Source organism: Phycisphaerales bacterium, from assembly GCA_040217175.1.
Taxonomy (GTDB): domain Bacteria; phylum Planctomycetota; class Phycisphaerae; order Phycisphaerales; family UBA1924; genus JAHCJI01.
Window position 1 is genome coordinate 837052 of sequence record JAVJNT010000002.1, and the last position, 17891, is coordinate 854942.

The 17891-nt window shown below is 67.1% G+C and carries 14 protein-coding genes; 6 read left to right on the top strand and 8 right to left on the bottom strand.

All coding sequences use genetic code 11. From position 1 onward, the window contains the following. The first annotated feature begins 29 nt into the window (after window positions 1-29). The 4 genes from RIA68_10740 to RIA68_10755 all read left to right on the top strand — a co-directional run bounded on the left by RIA68_10740 (window position 30) and on the right by RIA68_10755 (window position 3285). A complete protein-coding gene (locus RIA68_10740) occupies window positions 30-704 on the top strand; it encodes a helix-turn-helix domain-containing protein (GenBank protein MEQ8317921.1) in 675 nt (224 codons plus the stop codon). 563 nt (window positions 705-1267) lie between these two features. After that, complete coding sequence (locus RIA68_10745; protein ID MEQ8317922.1) at window positions 1268-2215, top strand: hypothetical protein; 948 nt, start codon at window positions 1268-1270, stop codon at window positions 2213-2215. A 46-nt stretch (window positions 2216-2261) separates the two neighbouring features. Continuing rightward, window positions 2262-2738: a hypothetical protein gene (locus RIA68_10750; GenBank protein MEQ8317923.1), complete on the top strand. Its 477-nt coding sequence runs from the start codon at window positions 2262-2264 to the stop codon at window positions 2736-2738. 106 nt (window positions 2739-2844) lie between these two features. After that, the gene (locus RIA68_10755; protein MEQ8317924.1) at window positions 2845-3285 is read left to right on the top strand and encodes an ester cyclase; all 441 of its coding nucleotides are present in this window, start codon (window positions 2845-2847) and stop codon (window positions 3283-3285) included. A gap of 15 nt (window positions 3286-3300) precedes the next feature. Here the strand turns inward: RIA68_10755 and RIA68_10760 are convergent, their stop codons facing one another. Together RIA68_10760 and RIA68_10765 are read right to left on the bottom strand one after the other, a co-directional pair. After that, window positions 3301-4140, bottom strand: a complete 840-nt coding sequence (locus tag RIA68_10760; protein ID MEQ8317925.1) for a hypothetical protein — start codon at window positions 4138-4140, stop codon at window positions 3301-3303. A 337-nt stretch (window positions 4141-4477) separates the two neighbouring features. Next, window positions 4478-5164: a GC-type dockerin domain-anchored protein gene (locus RIA68_10765; GenBank protein MEQ8317926.1), complete on the bottom strand. Its 687-nt coding sequence runs from the start codon at window positions 5162-5164 to the stop codon at window positions 4478-4480. 184 nt (window positions 5165-5348) lie between these two features. Here RIA68_10765 and RIA68_10770 point away from each other — a divergent pair, with 184 nt between their 5' ends. Both RIA68_10770 and RIA68_10775 read left to right on the top strand, forming a co-directional pair. Continuing rightward, window positions 5349-8507 (top strand): hypothetical protein, encoded by a 3159-nt coding sequence (locus tag RIA68_10770; protein MEQ8317927.1) that lies wholly within the window; start codon window positions 5349-5351, stop codon window positions 8505-8507. Between the two features lie 25 nt (window positions 8508-8532). Beyond that, entirely contained in the window at window positions 8533-9123 is a 591-nt protein-coding gene (locus tag RIA68_10775; protein ID MEQ8317928.1) for a GAF domain-containing protein, read from the top strand. Window positions 9124-9126: 3 nt separating this feature from the next. Here the strand turns inward: RIA68_10775 and RIA68_10780 are convergent, their stop codons facing one another. The 6 genes from RIA68_10780 to RIA68_10805 form a co-directional block, all read right to left on the bottom strand. Beyond that, entirely contained in the window at window positions 9127-9822 is a 696-nt protein-coding gene (locus RIA68_10780) for a DUF2071 domain-containing protein (GenBank protein ID MEQ8317929.1), read from the bottom strand. A gap of 58 nt (window positions 9823-9880) precedes the next feature. Further along, a complete protein-coding gene (locus tag RIA68_10785; GenBank protein ID MEQ8317930.1) occupies window positions 9881-10747 on the bottom strand; it encodes a hypothetical protein in 867 nt (288 codons plus the stop codon). A gap of 18 nt (window positions 10748-10765) precedes the next feature. Next, window positions 10766-11707 carry a hypothetical protein gene (locus RIA68_10790; protein ID MEQ8317931.1) on the bottom strand — a complete coding sequence of 314 codons (942 nt, stop codon included), beginning with the start codon at window positions 11705-11707 and terminating at the stop codon, window positions 10766-10768. 75 nt (window positions 11708-11782) lie between these two features. After that, window positions 11783-14116, bottom strand: coding sequence for a protein kinase (locus RIA68_10795; GenBank protein ID MEQ8317932.1), 2334 nt, complete (start codon window positions 14114-14116; stop codon window positions 11783-11785). 81 nt (window positions 14117-14197) lie between these two features. Continuing rightward, complete coding sequence (locus RIA68_10800) at window positions 14198-15913, bottom strand: vitamin B12 dependent-methionine synthase activation domain-containing protein (GenBank protein ID MEQ8317933.1); 1716 nt, start codon at window positions 15911-15913, stop codon at window positions 14198-14200. Beyond that, on the bottom strand, window positions 15906-17816 hold the full coding sequence (locus RIA68_10805; GenBank protein ID MEQ8317934.1) for a homocysteine S-methyltransferase family protein: 1911 nt from the start codon (window positions 17814-17816) through the stop codon (window positions 15906-15908). Before RIA68_10805 ends, RIA68_10800 begins: the two co-directional genes overlap by 8 nt. Between the last annotated feature and the right edge of the window lie 75 nt (window positions 17817-17891).

Below are 17891 nucleotides of genomic sequence, written 5' to 3' on the forward strand. Positions count from 1 at the left end.
GCCATCGAGCGGCCCGCGGGGGAGTCGTTGTGCCCAGGAAGGCCTCGTCGGAAGGACCACTCCGAACGCCGCTGGCGGCTCCGGCCGGCGTCGCGCCTCCCCTGCAGAAGCGCAGCAAGGAAACCTACGAGAAGATCCTCGATGCCGCCGACCGCTTGCTGGCCGAGCAGAGCTTCGACGCGCTGCGCATCGAGGACTTGTTGTCGGCCGCCGAGGTCTCGGCCGGCTCGTTCTACGCGCGCTTCGAGGGCAAGGCGGCGCTGCTGGCGGCGCTCTACCACCGCTACCAGGCCGAGCTCGTCGAGTCGCTCGAGAAGCCGCCCCCGAGCGTGCCGGCAGACGCGACGCTCGAGGATCGCGTGCGAGCCTTCGTGCGGTCGCGCATCCGCCGGTATCGCGCGCGGAAGGGCACGCTGCGGGCGGTGGTGCTCGATCTGCGGCTGCACCCCGAGCGATTCCATCCGCAGATGCGCGAACTGAACGCGATGGCAACCAGGCACATGGTCGAAGTGCTGCGCCCCAGCCTGCCCGAGATCGCGGGCGGCGAGGCGCGGCTCATCAGCCTGGCGTACTTCGTCTCCGCTATCTGCCGCGACCGCATCCTGTTCGCCACGTGGCCGCACGCGTCGGCCGCGGGCGGCTCGATGACACGATTGGAACACGATCTCGTACGACTCTCGGTCGGATTCCTACGCAGCGCATGAGGCCCTGCGACGGTGCAACGCCCCCGCCGCCGTCGCGAACGAGCAGCGGCAAGGGCGCCGCGATGTGGAGGCCCGTCTCGCTCGCACGCGTGTCGCGGGGAATCGATGCCGACGGCCCACGGGGGTTGGGTGCGGGCGCGATGCCGAGTTCGGGTGGCTCCAAGAGCAGGAGCGTCAACGCCATCGAGCACTCACGCGCTCTCACCAAACCCTCCGCACATGAGCACATCGAGCGGCTATCCGGCTGATATCCCCGTAGTCGGGGGATTGCCGCCGCCCCGGATCGAAACTAACGTTGCCCGAGCGGCATGCTCGCCGTCCCGTGGGGGATGGCTGATCGTTGGGGGTGCATCATGACCGGCGTCATCGCACGGCTCGCTGCGTTCGCATGTCTCGTATCAGCCGCCGCGTGCGGATCGGGCTGCTGGATGTCGGCAAGCGCTCATCAGCTCGGCTTCATCCCCGTGACCGGCGTGCTCGGCACCGGGGAGTCCAGGGTCCTTGAACCCTTGGACGAACGTCTTTCATTGCCGAGTTCCAGCGCGGATCCCGAGGATGAGCTCGTGCGACAGCGGGCACAAGCGGTCCTCCTCCTTCGCACGCTCGCAGCAGAGCCATCGTCTTCGCAGACACCCGATGAACAGGAGCCTGCGGCATCGTCGCTGGTCCGCATCGCGTTCTGGCGGCCGAAGACCGGCTTCTTCGGCTGGCATCGCGCCCTGCAGGATCCCAAGACCACCAGCAACGTCGGCACGGCCTACATGATCATCGACGTGACCAATCTCTACCGCGACCTCTCGCTCGGTGGCGCGACGGGCACGGAGTTCGAGGAGAAGCTCAAGGCCATCGCCGAGCTGCTGCTCATCGCCGCCGACCACAACGGCGAGACCTACTGGCGGATCATGATCGGGGAGCTCGAGACGCTGGACGCCTTCGAGGGGCTCAGCGACGGGCTCATCGGCGGCGCGATCCCCGGCTCGTTCGTTTCGCCCATCGTGGGCGCCAGCCTGGCCGGCGCGGGCTTGCTCGTGGACGTCTACACCGACCGCTACCTCGATGGGTTCGACGCCAACGACTACGCGACCATCCGCGAGGCCGCCGCAACGTATCGCAAGGCCATCCGGCTACGCATCGACGCGCAGACCAGCGGGGCCGAGCCCGGCAGCCGCGCCGTGCAGCGCGTGCTCGAGCTGGCCAACGAGTACGCCTTTACCTACAGCGTCAAGGGCACGCTCTACGCCGTCAGCAAGCAGAACGAGCAACTTGAGAGCCTCCTCGAAAGCGGTCAGTCGGCGTGGCAGCCGCTCTTCGCCAAAGAACGCGCCAAGAACGCGCTGTCTCGCACCCGCGTGCTGGAGGCCGAGGCGGCCGAGATGGAGGCCCGGGCGGAGATGCTCAACGCCCGGGCCAAGGAAATCCGCGCCCAGCGAGCCGTTGACGAACTCGAGCCGGATCGAGTTCGGCGCGAGCCGCAAGACAAGCCGGATCCCGATGACCAGCCGGTGTTTTGAAGGTCTCTCCCCGAACCCGCACCCGCGCGCCGGCATACCACGCTCGATGTCCGCCGACGATGCCCATCCCGCCGCGGGAACGGCTGATGCTCCAGTCGACCCGTTGCTCGACTTCCTCCGCGACCACTCGGCGCCGTGCCCGGCCTGCGGCTACGACCTGCGCGGCCTGACGCGGCCGGTCTGCCCAGAGTGCGAGCACGAGCTCGTGCTGACCGTGGGCCTTGCCCGGCCGCGCTTCGGCTGGCTGCTGGTGGCGCTCGTACCGGGCATGTTCTCGGGGCTGGCCGGGCTGCTGTTGTCGTCGCTCATCGCGTACGTCGCCCTTGTTGAGAACGACCTGCCCCCGCCGGGCATCATCCTGCTCGCGCTCTTCGGCCTGGCCAGCGGCGCCAGCGCAGTGGCGATGGCGCTCTCCCGCCAGGGGCTCATGGCTCGTCCCGTGGGCACGCAAATGAAGCTCGCGGCGATGAGTTGGGGCGTACACGTTCTGGCGTTTCTGGTGCTGGTGATCGCGTCGCTGTGAGCGGGCGGAAGGCCCCGCCCGGCGATCCGGCGTACCGTCCGACGGCGCCGGGGGTCGCTCGTGCGGGTCCGTGGGTGTCCTGAGCCGTTTCCCGGGGAGGCCCACCATGACCATCAAGACCACCACCAAGACCGCGTCCATGACCGAAACCGCCCGCGCCCTCTTCGACGCCTGCGAGTCGGGCAAGGGCTGGGCGGCGTGCAAGCAATATTGCCACGAGGGCGCGACCTTCAGCGCCCAGGCCGACGCGCTCGCCGAGATCACCACGCTCGAACAGTACACCGAATGGATGGCCGGCCTGTACGCCTTCGCGCCCGACGCGAGCTACGAGGTCCACGCCTTCGCCGCCGACGAGGGCGCAAGCCGCGTCATGGGCTTCGGCACGTTCCGCGCCACGCACACCGGCGAGGGCGGCCCGGTGCCGCCCACGGGCAAGAAGGTCGAGGCCGAGTACGTCTACGTCATGGCGTTTGACGCGGGCCGCGTGCGGCACATGACGAAGGTGTGGAACGACGGGCACAGCTTCAGACAGATTGGGTGGGCGTAGGCGCACGGCGACCGATCACGGCTCGGCGTCGCGTTCGAGGATCGAGACGAGTTGGGCCAACTCGAATACATCGGCCGAGTGGTACTCCGGATCGGTCACGACGCTCAGCATCGGGCCGTGATCGGCGTCCCACTGCGGCTCGATCATGGTCGCCGTCATGCTCACCGGGAGCAGTGCGCCAAACACGCGTTTGCCGGTGGCGACTTGGAACACCTCGACGCGTCCCGCGCCGCGCTGCCACGACGTCGACAGCACCCAGCCATCGTCCGGGCTCAAGGCCTGCGAGCCGATGCCGGTCTGCACCAGCCTCGTCCCATCGGGGGCGAACACGGTAACACGGCTGCCGCCCATGCCCATGCCGCCGGTCTGCAGCAAGAGCACCGGGTCGCTCGCGGCCCATCGCAGGCGGCCGCCCGAGCCCGGCTTGAAGCGGTGCAAGAGCTCGCGTGTGGCGACGTCGTAGGTGCTGACCTGCCGCGGCGTGAAGGCCATGTGCCAGACGTACGCAAGCGTGCCATCGGCCGAGATCGCCGCGTCGTAGACGTGCTGGGCCTGCGTGAAGCCGGTCAGCTCGTGCACGTTGCCATTGGCGTCGTGCATTTCGACGTTCTGCCGCCCGCGCTCGCCAACGATCTCGAGGCGCGGGGCTTGTTCTGTTGGGCGTGTGGGCTCGGCATCACCCGCCCGCCAGAACGCCGCCGGCAGCGCGGCGGGCGGATCGTTCGCCAAGGGCTGAGCCGCCAGCCACTCGTCGCCGGTGATGGGTTGCCTCGGTTGGGTGAGGGGCGGCGCCGCGGGCGATGGTGTGAGTTCTTGGTTCTGCTCGGCATCGCTCCCGTCACGCTGCTCTGCCACCGACTCACTTGGCCCCACTATCCGCAGGCTCCAAGCAAAAGCCACAGCCCCCACCACTCCCGAGATTACGAGGAGCAGACCGCCGAGCCGTCCCGTTGCGTGACGCATCCATGCCTCCCGATCGGAGCGAGCGTTTGTTCAAGTTTTCTTCAGAGAGTGTACCCCGGGAGCGAGGCGCGTACGTGTACCCAAATCGTCGTTGAGCAACCCGACACCCATGTGGTTCGAAAAGGCTGTCGATTGACTCACGTGAACGGGAGGCAGCCTGGAGGGTTGCCTTTCGTTCTCCTGGAACATCGGCGTCGGTCGCCACCTCCCGGCTCCTTCACTGACCTCCTCAACACCCCACATCAAACGCGTTCTGGAACGCCAGGAAGTCGAACAGCGTCAGCTCGCCGTCGCTATCGAAGTCGGCCGCGGGATCGCCGGCGTCGAAGAGATTCTGGAAGGCCAGGAAGTCGAAGAGCGTGAGCTCGCCGTCGCCGTCGATGTCGGGGCGGCAGGGCTCGGCGGCGCTCGACACGCCGACGACGCCGTACATGATGTCGTCGTCCAGGTCGAACGTGCTGTTGTTGAAGAGCGAGAGCTCGACCTCGCCCGCGCCGTCGATATCGCGGCGGTAGATCGAGTAGGCCCAGGTGTCGTCGTCGGTGTCGAGCGTCAGGCCCTCGCCCGTGTCGGCGTAGTCCGCGGCGATCCAGCCGGGCAGGCCGGCGGCGTCGGCGTGCAGCACGTAGATCGTGGCCGGGGCCCGGACGGTCAGGCGAAGCTCGATGTCGGCGTCGTCCTTGTCGTCGGCGTCGGTGACTAGCAGGTCGCCGCCGGCGAGGAGGCCCGGCACGTCGCGGTAGCGGCCGTCCTCGGAGTCGAAGGCGATGGCGCCCTCGGCCATGGCGCTTGGATTGATGACGTAGTCGCCGCCCTCGAGCACGCGGACGGAGACGAGCGGGTCGGCGTGCGCCGTGGCGGCGAGCGCTGCGATGGTCAGGGCGGCGGTTGCAGGGGTGCGGGCGTGGCGGATCATGGAATGGAGTCCTCCTCAAGAGATTGGATCGCGTCACGCTACCGGTAAGGCGGCGTGCGTCCTGCCTCGTTCGCGTGGCGCGGGTGAACCTTGGCAAACACCACCCGGCCCTGAGCAACGATTCATGCGCGCGACAGGCTGGTTTCACGGCGGCGACCAAGCCCGACGCGGCTAGACTCGGCCGATGCCGACCAGCACGCCCCACCACCAGCTCGCCCGATGGACGATCTCGCTCGGGCTGGCGTGCGCAGTCGGGCTCGGGAGCGCGGCACACGCCCAGCCCGCGGGCGACGATCCGCGGCCCATCCAGATCGATCCGCTGGCCATCACGGGCGAGGGCTTCGGGCCCGTGCGGCTGCCGATCGGCACGGGCGAGCAGGCGGCCGTGCGCACGATCGAGATGGCGGGCCGGCGGGCCTGGACGTGGAGCGATGCGCCCCTGACCACCGGCGTGAAGCCGACGCGCCGCGTGCTCATCGAGGGTGACGTGCGCGTGACGATCGGTACGCTCGAGCTGCGGGCCGACCGGCTGCACGGCTGGGTGCAGTCGCTCGATGGCTCGTTTCCGCAAGAGGGCAGCGAGCAGTTCTACCTGCTGCTCGAAGAGGCCATCATGCCGACGAGTGCGCCGGGCGCGGGCATCGCCGGGCCGCTGGTCCCCATCGAGGGCCGCCTGGCGCCGGGGGGTGAGATCCAGCTTTCCTCCATCGTCTCTCGGCCGGGACCACCGACCTTCGAGACGTCGGTGGCCGAGCGACGCGAGTTCCGCGCGGTCGCCGTCGCCGAGGCGGTGTTCGCGGATCGGCTGCGCGAGGCCGTCGGCCTTGCCCTGCCGCGCGTGACGGGCGAGCAGCTCGCCGCAGCGGATGCGGCGCTTCGAAGCGTGCTGCAGACCGCGCGCGAGCGGCTTGGCTCCGGAGACGTGCGAGACCCCATCCTGCCGACGCGTGGTCGCGTGAGCTTCTCGGCCGCCGGCATCGAGCAGGTCCGGCTGGGCGACGGCACCGATGGTTCGCCGCCCTACGCGGTCGTGATGCGCGGGCCGGTCACGATCCTGTTCGACGACGCGGCAAACGGACGACGGGCGCAGCTCACGGCGCAGGACGCGGTGTTGTTTCACAAGGCCGACCTCGTCGGCGCGCCGCGGCTGGACGCGGCCGACGTCATGGGCCTGTACCTCGAGGGGGCGGTCGTCGCCGACATCGAGCGGGCCCGGGGCCGGCGGGGCATCGATCGCTACCGCGTGCGCTCGCCGAGGGTGTACTACGACCTGTCCGGGGACCGCGCGCTGCTGCTCGACGCCGTCTTCCGGGCCGAGCCGGCGGGAAGTGCGACGCCGATCTACGTTCGGGCCCGCGAGATCCGCCAGCAATCGCTCGGCGAGATGGTCGCCGACCGGGCGCGGATCACGACGACGGGCTTCTTCCGTCCGCACCTGGCGCTGGGCGCCAGCACGCTGACGCTGCGGCTCGATGACCGGCCGGGCGACGGCCCGCAGGGCGGCACGCGGATGATCGCCGATGCGCGCAATATCACGGCGCGGGCGATGGGCATCCCCTTCCTGTACTGGCCCATCTTCGTGGGCGACCCGTCGAAGATTCCGCTACGCGACGTCGAGATCGAGACGAGCGACCGCCACGGCGACGTGCTGCGGACGACCTGGGACGCGTTTGCGCTGGCGGGCTACGAGCCGCCGCCGGGCGTCGATCTCGACCTGCTCATCGACGCCTACTTCCAGCGCGGGGCGGCACTGGGCGGCGAGCTGAGCTGGGACGGCTACGCCGGCGGCGGAGGCAGCTTATTCGTCTACAACCTGTTCAACGACACCGGCCGCGACCTGCTGCCTACGGGCGCCCGCATCGATCGCGATGGCGAGAACCGAACCATCGCGATGCTCGAGCACCTCGGCCGCCTGAACGACGAGTGGACGCTGCGGGCCGAGGCGTCGTGGTTCTCCGACGAAAACGTCGTCGGAGCCTTCTTCCCGGATATGACCTTCACCCGCCGCGAGCCTTCGAGCGGTGCGTCGCTGCAGCGCATCGACGAGCGCAGCATGCTGCTGCTGGGGGTCAACGCGCAGATCAACGATTTCGTCGTCACCGACTACCAGCTCCGCGCACGCGGTTACGAGACCGAGCGCCTGCCCGAGCTGCGCTACGTGCGGCCGGGCGACGACCTGCTCGCCGACGCTTCGCCGGGCCTCGTGACCTATCGCAGCGACAGCCGCGTCGGATTACTCCGGCTGAGCTTTACCGAGCCGACGGCGTCCGACCTCGGTTTCGACTCGACGTCGCGGGCGCAGGCGGCCCTGGGCATCAACCCGGGCCAGAGCCCCGGCGACCGTCTGCGAGCCGAGGGGCTCGACGAATCAAGCGTCTTCCGCTTCGACACGCTGCACGAGCTCAGCAGCCAGCTCGAGGCCGGTCCGGTGCGCATCCAGCCCTTCGTCACGGGCCGGCTGACGGGCTACGACACCGACTTCGATGACTTCTCGGCCGTCACGGGCGAGGACGCCGACTCGCTCGTTGCCCGCGGCGCCATCGGCACGCGGCTGTCGACCCAGCTCACCCGCGTCTACGACGGCGTCGATGTCGAAGCGTTGGACCTGCACCGCCTCCGCCACGTCGTCGAGCCCAATGCCACGCTCTGGTATGGCGAGTCGACGGTCGCGCAGGGTGCTATTCCTGTGTACGACGAGAACGTCGAAACCTTCGCCGAAGGACCCGCCGTGCGCTTCGGCGTCGACCAGACCTTCCAGACCATGCGCGGCTCGCTCGGCACGTACGAGTCGGTCGACGTGCTGCGGCTCGCGACGCACTTCACGTTCGCCGGCGAGGACCGCATCGACGCGGATCGCACGCCGCGGTTCTTCGACGCTTATCCGGAGCGCAGCCAGTTCGGCGATACCTTCGACGTTGAGGCGGCGTGGCGGCCCACCGACGCGCTGGGCATTACCGGCGAGTGGATCTACGACCTCGAGGAGGACCGCACGGCCGAGGGTGTCGCGGGCGTCTCGATCGACCATTCGCCCGACATGCGGCTCTTCGCCGAACTTCGTCACCTGGGATACAGCGACGACACCTACGTCAACGCCGGAGCAGACTACCAGTTGGGCGACCGATATACGCTCGGGGCCGTGGGCGTGTACAACGAGAAGGCAGGGCAGTTCCAGAGCGCGACGTTCCGGGTCGGTCGCGAGATGCCCCACGCCATCCTCACGGCTCGGTTAACGTACAACGACATTACCGGCGACACCTCTCTGGGCTTTGGCATCGAACCCACGGGCATCGATCCGTCGCGCGAACGCGTTCGAAGGCTGGGTGCCGCAGCGTTGGGGTATTAGCATGCGATGGCGTGGAGGTCCTGAGATGGTCGATCGGCTCGCTCGCTGCAGCCTCACATTGCTCCTTGCCGCATGCGTCATCGCCAGCGTCGGATGCTCGAGCAAGCCCGAGGTTCTGCCGAGGGATGCGTTCTGGGCGAACCTGACGCAGCTGTGCGGCAAGGCGTACCCGGGTCGGGTCGTCGAGGACTCGACGAATAGCCCGATCTTCCGCGACCGCCTGCTCATGCTCCAGGTTGCCGAGTGCGACGAGAGCTCGGTCGCGATGCCGTTGCTGATCGAGGGCCGTCCGTGGGCCACCCTCGTCATCAGGAACGAAGAAGAGTCGCTCGATCTTGAGCATTTGCACGAGCCGGGCACCGACGGACAAAGCCCGCCGAGCGGCTACGGCGGACCGACCCGCGGCGTCGGCTCCGAGTTCGCGCAAGACTTCTACGCCGACGAGTTCACGATCTCGCTCGACGAGGACGCCGAGGACACCATCTGGACGATCGAGTTGCGTCCTGGTGCGGTCATGCAGTACATCCTCCGGCGTGAGGGCACGGACCGCCGGTTCCGTGCAGTGTTCGATCTCTCCCGAGGTCGACCGGCGCCGACCGTCCCCTCCCTGCGCTGACGCTTACAGCACGCGCTTCGGCCACCACGCCCGAACCGATACCGGCTCGGCCAGGTGCAGGACGGCCTCGTCCGTCGGCGTCGCCACGTCGATCGGCGCTGCCATGCCGTTGTGCTCGACCTCGCACCGCGCCGGTGCCAGCAGCCACGGATCGTGGTCGATCTCGCCGATCCAGAGACGCTCGGGCTTCCTCGGCGGCAGGTCGCTGGCAAACAACCGGTAGCGGTCGGTCAGGAACGACTCGAGCGAGCCGGGCTCGGCGTGCTTCGGCGAGCCCTCGCCCTTGTACCAGCACGAGAGCGCGGCAGTCTTGCCGCGTGCGTCCGTCCGCTCGCTCTCGTACGCAACTCCGCCGTCGCGCTCGACCAGCGACATCCGGGCGTTGAAATACGCCAGATGAAACGTCCGGCGTGCGACCTCGACGCCCGGCCAACTCGCGGCATCGAGGCTGAAGAACCAGACGCCCGGCTTGCCCTCGTGCGTGACGTACGTTCGTAGGTTGAGCTCGTGGAACGCACCCAGTCCGGGAAGCGCAGGCGTGAAACGGGCCCGCACGCCCGACATGGTAAACGGCACGACCGCAAGCCAGGCCGATCCATCGAACGTGTCGACCTCCAGCATCGGCGGTACGTGCGGCCGCAGCGCCTCTGCCGGCACCGGCCAGTGCATGAAGAGCAGCAGCGACCACCGCATTGCCATGACCCAGGGAACGCTCGGAGCGGGATAGGGACGATGGTTTCTCGGCATGGCGTCGACGCTAGCGGCCCTCGTCCGGAAACGCCGTCTTCCATCCGGCTTCGAGCAATCGCCGCGCTTCGGCCATGCTGCGTTGCTGGGCTTGATTCGGGGCAACGCGTCGGCGATGCTCGCCCTGAACATCGATGCAAATCCGCTCTCGTGTTCGGAGTTGCACCGGTCCTTCGGTGTTGGTCTTCCAGTCAACAACGGCTGATGAGCCCTCGATCAGTCCCACAAGGGCCTCCGCGGAGCCGTTCGTCCCCGGACGGCTGACCACGAGCAGTCGGGTGCCTTCCGAGCCAGCGACGACTGCGTGGGTGATGATCATGGGCCAGCGTGGAAAGAAGCTCACGGCAGCATCGTGTCGTTCGGGCCCATCACCCCTTGCTGACGACCGCCCCGCATCTAACGAGGCGCGCACGGCAGGATGGTCGTTGCCTACCTTTGGATGAAGCTCCACGAGGGCAGCACCGCGACGAAGGTTCACGCCCTCGAATCGGCCGGATGCCGCCTTGCTCACGAAGACGTCGTAGTCGAGTTCGCCGACCGATCCGTGGTTTCGGCCTGAACTGGGGTCTGGAATGAGCAGCACCCTTATTGGCCGGGCCGAGTCTGGCTCGGTCGGGTGCAGCGTCACACCGCGAATAGCGACGCCTTCGATGGTCCCGTCCGAACCATCGTCGCGACGAATCGTCCAGACTACCTTCTTGATGTCCAGCCCGTAGGTCGCGGCCTGGACCGGTGCCGGCGCCGAGTACGCGGCTGCGTACGACGCGCTGGACGCGGTCGATCCAGGGTCTAACGAGTCTGCATGGCAAGCGAGCACGACGGCGATCAAGCAGGACTGCCACGCGCCACCGGGCCACGAAATACAACGGTCGATCATGCGACCCCCTTCTGCCCCCTACGGCCCATTATTCTCCGCCCCGTGTGCCTCGACTGCTCCTTGCGAAGGGCAGTCTTGCTCCTCGAAGACCTGCTTCCACCCCTCACAGAGGACATCGTGGGCCCACGCTAGGAGGCTCGGATCCGTGTTCTGAGGATTGCCGGGGTTGATCTCGATCGGCTGGTTCGGCTCTTGCACGATCTCGATGCGTAGATGCTGGCCAGCATTGAGAGTGGGTATGGGAGTGCTCACGTTGGCCGACGACATCTTGAAGTTCGAGCCACCCAGGAACTTGCTGAAGCACACGAATGAGTGCTCGTCGTCATCGGGTAATGCGAGGACGAGGGCATCGGTACCCTGGGCTCCGGCGGTGATGCTCCGAGTGATGATCATGGGCCAGAAGCTGAAGAGTGCGTCGTAGAGTTCTTGCGGGGTCGCTCCGGTGATCACTGCTTGAGCATCCAGCGGTTCGCCGTCGCCCTTCGTTGCGACGAACTCATACACCGCAGCCTCGAAGCTCTTGGCCAGCTTGGGTACGGGAAGACTGAGTGCAACATCCTTGCGGCTCACAACGTCCAGGGCCGCCTGGCGCATCTGAGGGGCGAGTTCCTTGATGCGCGCTTCTGATGCTGGTTGGAGCTCGACCAACGCCGCACCAAACTCGATATCGATGACTTGGTGCGCGCCGGAACTGTTCTGGCGGCGGCCGATCGAGAATTCGAGCATCGCATCCTCGTGATTTGGTTCGGCCGTCCAGCCAACGGGCATGAGCAACGCACGAACGGCTCGTGGGCCTTCAACGCCCATGACATCCAGGGAGAAGCCTTCCGCTGCGATTCCATGGATCGTGGCGACTTCCTGGCCTTCGCCAACCTGCCACGAAACTGCCTTGAGAGACGTTCGCCACTCCTGGTTCTGTCCGGCCTTGCTCGCGAACGTGCACGCGAGCACCACCGCCACCAAGACCAACCACTGATCAAGTCGTGCCGCCCGCATGATGTCTACCTCCGTTCTGTCCACACTTGCAAGATCTGGTCAACGAAGCGATGCGCTCGCCGCCGAGCGTGCGATTCGATTCGGTCGTCTGGCAAGGAACCAGTCCATCATCACGGCCGACATCAAGCACGACAGAACGGCCGCCAGCCACCAGAACACCGGCAACGTGATGAAGCCGCCGTACTCGTACAGCCAGAGCAAAGCGATCGTGGTCGCAACAAGCAGCAGAGCAAGGAGCGCAAGCCGGGCCACGTGCATCATCAAGCGTAGCGGGCCCTGTGATCGGGCGGGCCACAGACAGGCACCGATCGCCGCCCCGAGGATCGCGACGGGCAGGCACAGCAGGAGCGCATGTCCGTCGGGCATCCAACGCGAAGTACGCTCGGCGAGCAGCGATTGCACGGCACCTGCCAGCAGCTCGCCGCCGAAGACGTCGCGTGACAAGCCGAGGTCGAACTGAAAGTCGTTCTCTGGGTCGAGCACGATCAGGATCTCGCCCCCCACGCTTGCCGATCGAGAGTCATGGTCATCACGAAGGAGCTGGGCGTAATCGAGCGTAGCGGCATCGAACGCCTCGATACCAAACACGGCGCGCTGTCCATAGGCCATGGTCCAGTCGGGCCCGCGGCCCTTGCGAAACCACTCGGGTACTTGTCCGGCCGACTGGGTCTTGAAGACGGGCAGCCGTGCATCGACGCCAGCCCGCATGCGTCGCGTCGAGCCCGGCACGGGCTTCCAGTACTGCACCCGCACGGTTTCGTCGTCGGTCCATGCCGAGAACCTGAACTGCGGCTTCATGGCCGCGGCGTGCGTCGCAAGCACGAAGCCGGGCAGGCCCTCGCGCCCCGGGGGTTGGGCGACCAGCGGAATCAATGGGAGCGGGCCCGAAAGATCGAGCAGCAGCGAGCCGCAGCGCGCGCCGGCACGATCGTAAGCCTCGGGCATGACGGGCCGATCTGCTTCGTCGACCACCCACCCCTGGGCACCGAGCACGACGGGCGTGCCGAGGTTGGTGCTTCGCTCGATCGCTGCAGCGAACGGGGCGTCTAACTCCGGCCACGCCTGCGGGAAGTACAGATCGAACGCGATGACCCGAGCGCCCGCCTGCGACATCGCGTCGACGAAGGCACCATGCATCGGACGCCAGGTGCGCGTCGGTGAAGTCTTGACGCCGTCGACGCCAAGCTCCGCAGCGAGTTCTGCCATCTCGAGCGGCGCGGGCATCCGAACGATGCGCACGTCTTCGAGCGACTCAACGCTCCGAGCATCGAGCGAGGGAAGCTGGGCGAGGTACCAGTCTTCGAGGGGTCGAACCCAGCGTAGCGGATACGACAGCAAGAACGCGAGAACCATGCCCACCAGCACGCCCGTCGCCATCGATGCCACTCGTGGCCGACGACGGGCATAGGACGTCGCGGCCGAGCGAATGCGGCCGGCCGGGCTCTTGCGCTCCGCCCGCGCCCGTGCGATCGCTCGTGCAAACTCCGAGGCCGAATCGAATCGATGCTCGCGCTGCGGGTCGAGCGAGCGTTTGAGGATCGACGTGACCGACGTTGGCAGATCAGACGGCAACAGCGAGAGCAGGGGTGCACACTCTTGCTTGATCTGGTAGGCCTGCGCTGCCGTGCACTGCGGCGGCAGCGTGACAGGAACGCCACCATCGGTCAAGATGGAAAACAGCGTCGCGCCGAGTGCATATACGTCGCTGCGGGCGTCGAGCTCGCTGGCGGGCCGTCCGCATTGCTCGGGGCTCTGGAATGCTCGCGTGCCACCGCTGGGCGCATGGCCAGCATCGATGCGCATCTGCGCAAGCCCAAAGTCAGCGACGTGCGCCGAGCCAAAGCGATCAACGAGGATGTTGGCTGGCTTCAGATCGTGGTGGAGTACGCCGAGCTCATGTGCGTATGCGACACCCCTGGCAGCTTCTTCGATGAGCCGGAGCCGATCATCGAGTTCTGGCCGGTGCTCACGCACCCACGCGTCGAGGGCCGCGTTGGGTCCGTAGTGATCCATCACGAGGTATGGACGGCTTTGGCCGGCGCGATCCTGGAGCGTGCCGAAGTCTTCGACGGCGGCCACATTGGGGTGATCGATGGCCTCCTGGAGCACTCCCTCGCCCCCACCATCGGAGGGCCGGAGCACCTTCACGGCCCGATCCCGCTGCCGACCCCGGCGCCGAGCCCGGTAAACAACGCCCATGGCGCCGCCGCCGATGCGTTCGAAGAGTTGCCACTCGCCAGCAAAAAGCCCGCTGAAATCGTCCGAAGCCTCCGCCTCGACTTCCGCCCCGGCGGGCCAAGAGACGGAGCCAGAGTGACCTTCGGACGCGTCTTGCGAGCGTTCTTGCCCCGGATGCTCGGGCTCTCTTGCCATTGCCACCCCAGGGCCACGGCCGCGGCCAAGCGCCCGTCGATCATAATAGCTTGGCCCGGCCTGATCAGCCCGATGGCCGCGCTACACGTTGAAGTACTTCGCGGCGGGGTGGTGCACGACGAAGGCGCTGGTGCTCTGCTCGGGGTCGATCTGCCAGTTCTCGGTCAGCCGACAGCCGATGCGCTCGGGGTCGAGCAGCCGCCAGATGATCTCCTGGTCGCTCATGTCTGGGCAGGCCGGATAGCCCGGGCTGTAGCGGCTGCCGCGGTACTTCTGGCGGAAGAGTTCTGGAATGCGCGGCGAATCATCGCCGCCGATGCCCAACTCCGCGCGGATGCGCTTGTGCCACAGCTCGGCCAGCGCCTCGGCCGACTCGACGCCCATGCCGTGGACGTAGAGGTATTCGGTGAAGTCGTTGTTGTCGAAGAGCCTCTTGGCCACCTGGCTGACCTCGTCGCCCATCGTCACGCACGTCAGGGCAAGCACGTCCTTCTGCCCGCTGTCGACGCCCTTGAAGAAGTCGGCAATGCACAGCTTCTTGCTCGAGGCCTGCCGCGGGAAGCGGAAGCGCTCGATCTCCTTGTCGTGGTCGGTCGGATCAAACACGATGAGGTCGTCGCCGTCGCTCTGCACGGGCCAGTAGCCGTACACCACGCGCGGGTGCAGCACGTCGTTGTCGCGCAGCTCGGCCTTGAGGCGATCGAACACGGGCTCGACGGTGTCCTCGAGGTACTGCTCGTACTGCTCGGGGCTCATTGAGCCCTTCTTGAACTGCCATTGGCCGCGGAAGAGCGCGGTGGTATTGATGAAGGGGTAGATCTCGTCGAGGCTCAGGCCCTCGACGATGCGCGAGCCCCAGAAGGGCGCTTCGGGCACGTTGACGTCGGTCGCGACGCTGCTGCGCACGGCGGTGGCGGTACCACCATCGTTCTTCGAGGCCGCGAACGCGTCTTGCTGATCGGCCTTCTTCGCACGCGCCTCGGCGACGACCTTCTGCGCATCGCTGCGCTTGCCCAGGCGCTCGGCGATCTCACCATCGAGCACGTCGGTCTTTCCGGCCTTGAGCATGTCCATCGTGCGCAAGCCCTCGAACGCGTCCTTGCCGTAGAAGACCTTGCCCGCGTAGAGGTCGCGCAGGTGGCTCTCGCAGTAGTGCCGCGTGAGAGCGGCCCCGCCGAGGATGACCGGCACGTCGATGGCCTGCTCGGTCATCTCCTTGAGGTTCTCTTCCATCACGGTCACGGACTTGACGAGCAGCCCGCTGAGCCCGATGGCGTCGGCCTTGGTCTGCTTCCAGGCCTCGAGGATCTGGGGCAGCGTCTGCTTGATGCCGATGTTGTGGACCGTGTAGCCGTTGTTGCTCAGGATGATGTCGACGAGGTTCTTGCCGATGTCGTGCACGTCGCCCTTGACGGTCGCCAGCACGATCGAGCCCTTGCCCTCGCCCTCCACCTTCTCCATGTGGGGCTCGAGGTGCGCCACGGCCATCTTCATGACCTCGGCGGATTGCAGCACGAACGGAAGCTGCATCTGCCCGCTGCCAAAGAGTTCGCCCACGGTCTTCATGCCGTCCAGCAAGTGATCGTTGACGATCTCCAGGGGCTTGTACTGCTGCATCGCCTCGTCGAGGGCGTCATGCAGCCCTTCCTTCTCGCCGTCGATGATGTGGGCGCGAAGACGCTCCTCGAGCGTGAGGTCCTTCTTCTCCTCGGCTGTCGAGCCGACGCTGTCGACGTCCTTGAAGAGGTCGATGAAGGCCTGGAGCGGGTCGTAGGTCTTGTCGTAGGTGTCAGGCAAGCGCGGCCTCCGGCTCCCGGGATTCGTCATCGGTGGGCAGGCCGGTGCCGCCAACGCCGACGTCGCGCTTGTCGTAGACCAGGTGCATCGCGACGCGCTTCTGGTCGTGCTCGATCTTGGCCAGCGGCAGGATCTTGCTGGCGTGCACGATCGCGCTCGTCATGCCGGCCTTGACGAGCTCGTCGAGGAACACGCTGTTGAGCACCTGCCGGGCAGCGGGCTTGAGCCCGAAGCTCACGTTGCTCAGGCCGCAGGTGATCTGCACGTTCGGGAACGCCTCGGCGATGCGCTTCGTGCCCTCCACCAGCGCCAGGGCGCTGCGGCGGTCGTCGTCCATGCCGGTCGAGATGGGCAGGACGAGCGGGTCGATGAAGATGTCCGTTTCGTCCAGGCCGTGCACCTCGGTCGCCCGCTTGATGGCACGCTCGGCGATGGCGAACTTGCGGTCCGCCGTCCGGGCCATGGCGGCCTCGGGATCCTCGTCGATGGTGCCGATGACGAGCCCGGCGCCATAGGTCTTGGCGAGGCGGCAGATCTCGTCGAACTTCTCCTCGCCGTCCTCAAAATTGGCGCTATTGATGATGCACTTGCCACCCGCGCACTGCAGGCCGGCCTCGATGGTCGCAACCTGGGTGCTGTCGATCATGAGCGGCGCGTCGACCTGGCGGACCAGCCGCTGGACGACCTCGCGCATGTCGCGGGCATTGTCGCGACCGGCATAGTCCACGTTGACGTCCAGCACGTGGCTGCCCTCGCGGACCTGCTGCTTGGCCAGGGCCACGATGCCGTCCCAGTCTTCCTCCTCGAGCAAACGCTTGAACTTCCGGCTGCCCGACGCGTTGCACCGCTCGCCCACGATGAGGAACGAGTTGTCCTGGCGGTACTCGACCGGCTGGTACAGGCTCGTGCAACTCGGGAGCATGGTGGTTCGCTCGGTGCGCTCGGGCTTGCGATCGCCGACCATGTTGGCCAGCGTCTCGATGTGCTGGGGCGTCGTGCCGCAGCAACCGCCGACGAGGCCCACGCCGCTGCCCTCGACGAAGCGCTCGAGCGCCTCGGTGAACGGGCCGGGCTTGAGGGGATACTCCGTGCGGCCCTCGACCAGCACGGGCAGCCCGGCGTTGGGCACGACCGACACGTGGCGGTCCCAGTGCTTGCCCAGCCAGTGGACGTACTCGGCCATCTCCGTCGGGCCTGTGGCGCAGTTGAGGCCCAGGCTCAGGATCGGATACCGTCGCAGCGCATGGGCGGCGGCCTCGATGCTCGTGCCCATGAGCATGGTGCCGGTCTGCTCGATGGTGACGCTCACGCAGATCGGGACGTCGGCGACCGACCGGCCCTTTTGTTCTAGCGCCCGCAGGCAGGCATTCACCGCACACTTGACCTGCAAGAGGTCCTGGCAGGTCTCGATCAGGAACGCGTCGACGCCACCCTCGATCAGGCCGAGGGCCTGGTTCGTGTAGCTGTCGAGCATCGTGGGCCAGTCGGTGTTGCCCAGCGTGATGAGCTTGGTTCCCGGACCCATCGAGCCCATGACGAAGCGGGGCTTGTCGGTGGTCGAATAGGCATCGGCGGCGGACCGGGCGATCTCGGCAGACCTGCGGCTGAACTCGGTGGCCTTCTGGGCGAGATCAAATTCGCCCAGCACCAGCGTGTTGGCGCCGAAGCTGTTGGTCTCAATGCAATCGGCCCCCGCCTCCAGGAACTCCTTGTGGATCTCCTCGACCACGTCGGGCCGGCTGTCCACGAGGATGTCGGTGCAGTTCTCGCAGCCGCAGTAGTCGCCCTCGACGGTAAGGTCGCGGCTGTACAGGCTCGTGCCCATCGCGCCGTCGAGCACCAGCACGCGGCTGGCCAGGGCCCGGGCGAAGGGGCTGTCAGAGAGTGGATCGATCGCCGTCATGGGGGAGTATATCCGTTCATCCGGATGAATGAATGGAACGGGACCCCGGGTCATCCCTTAGCCGGGCTCCATCTC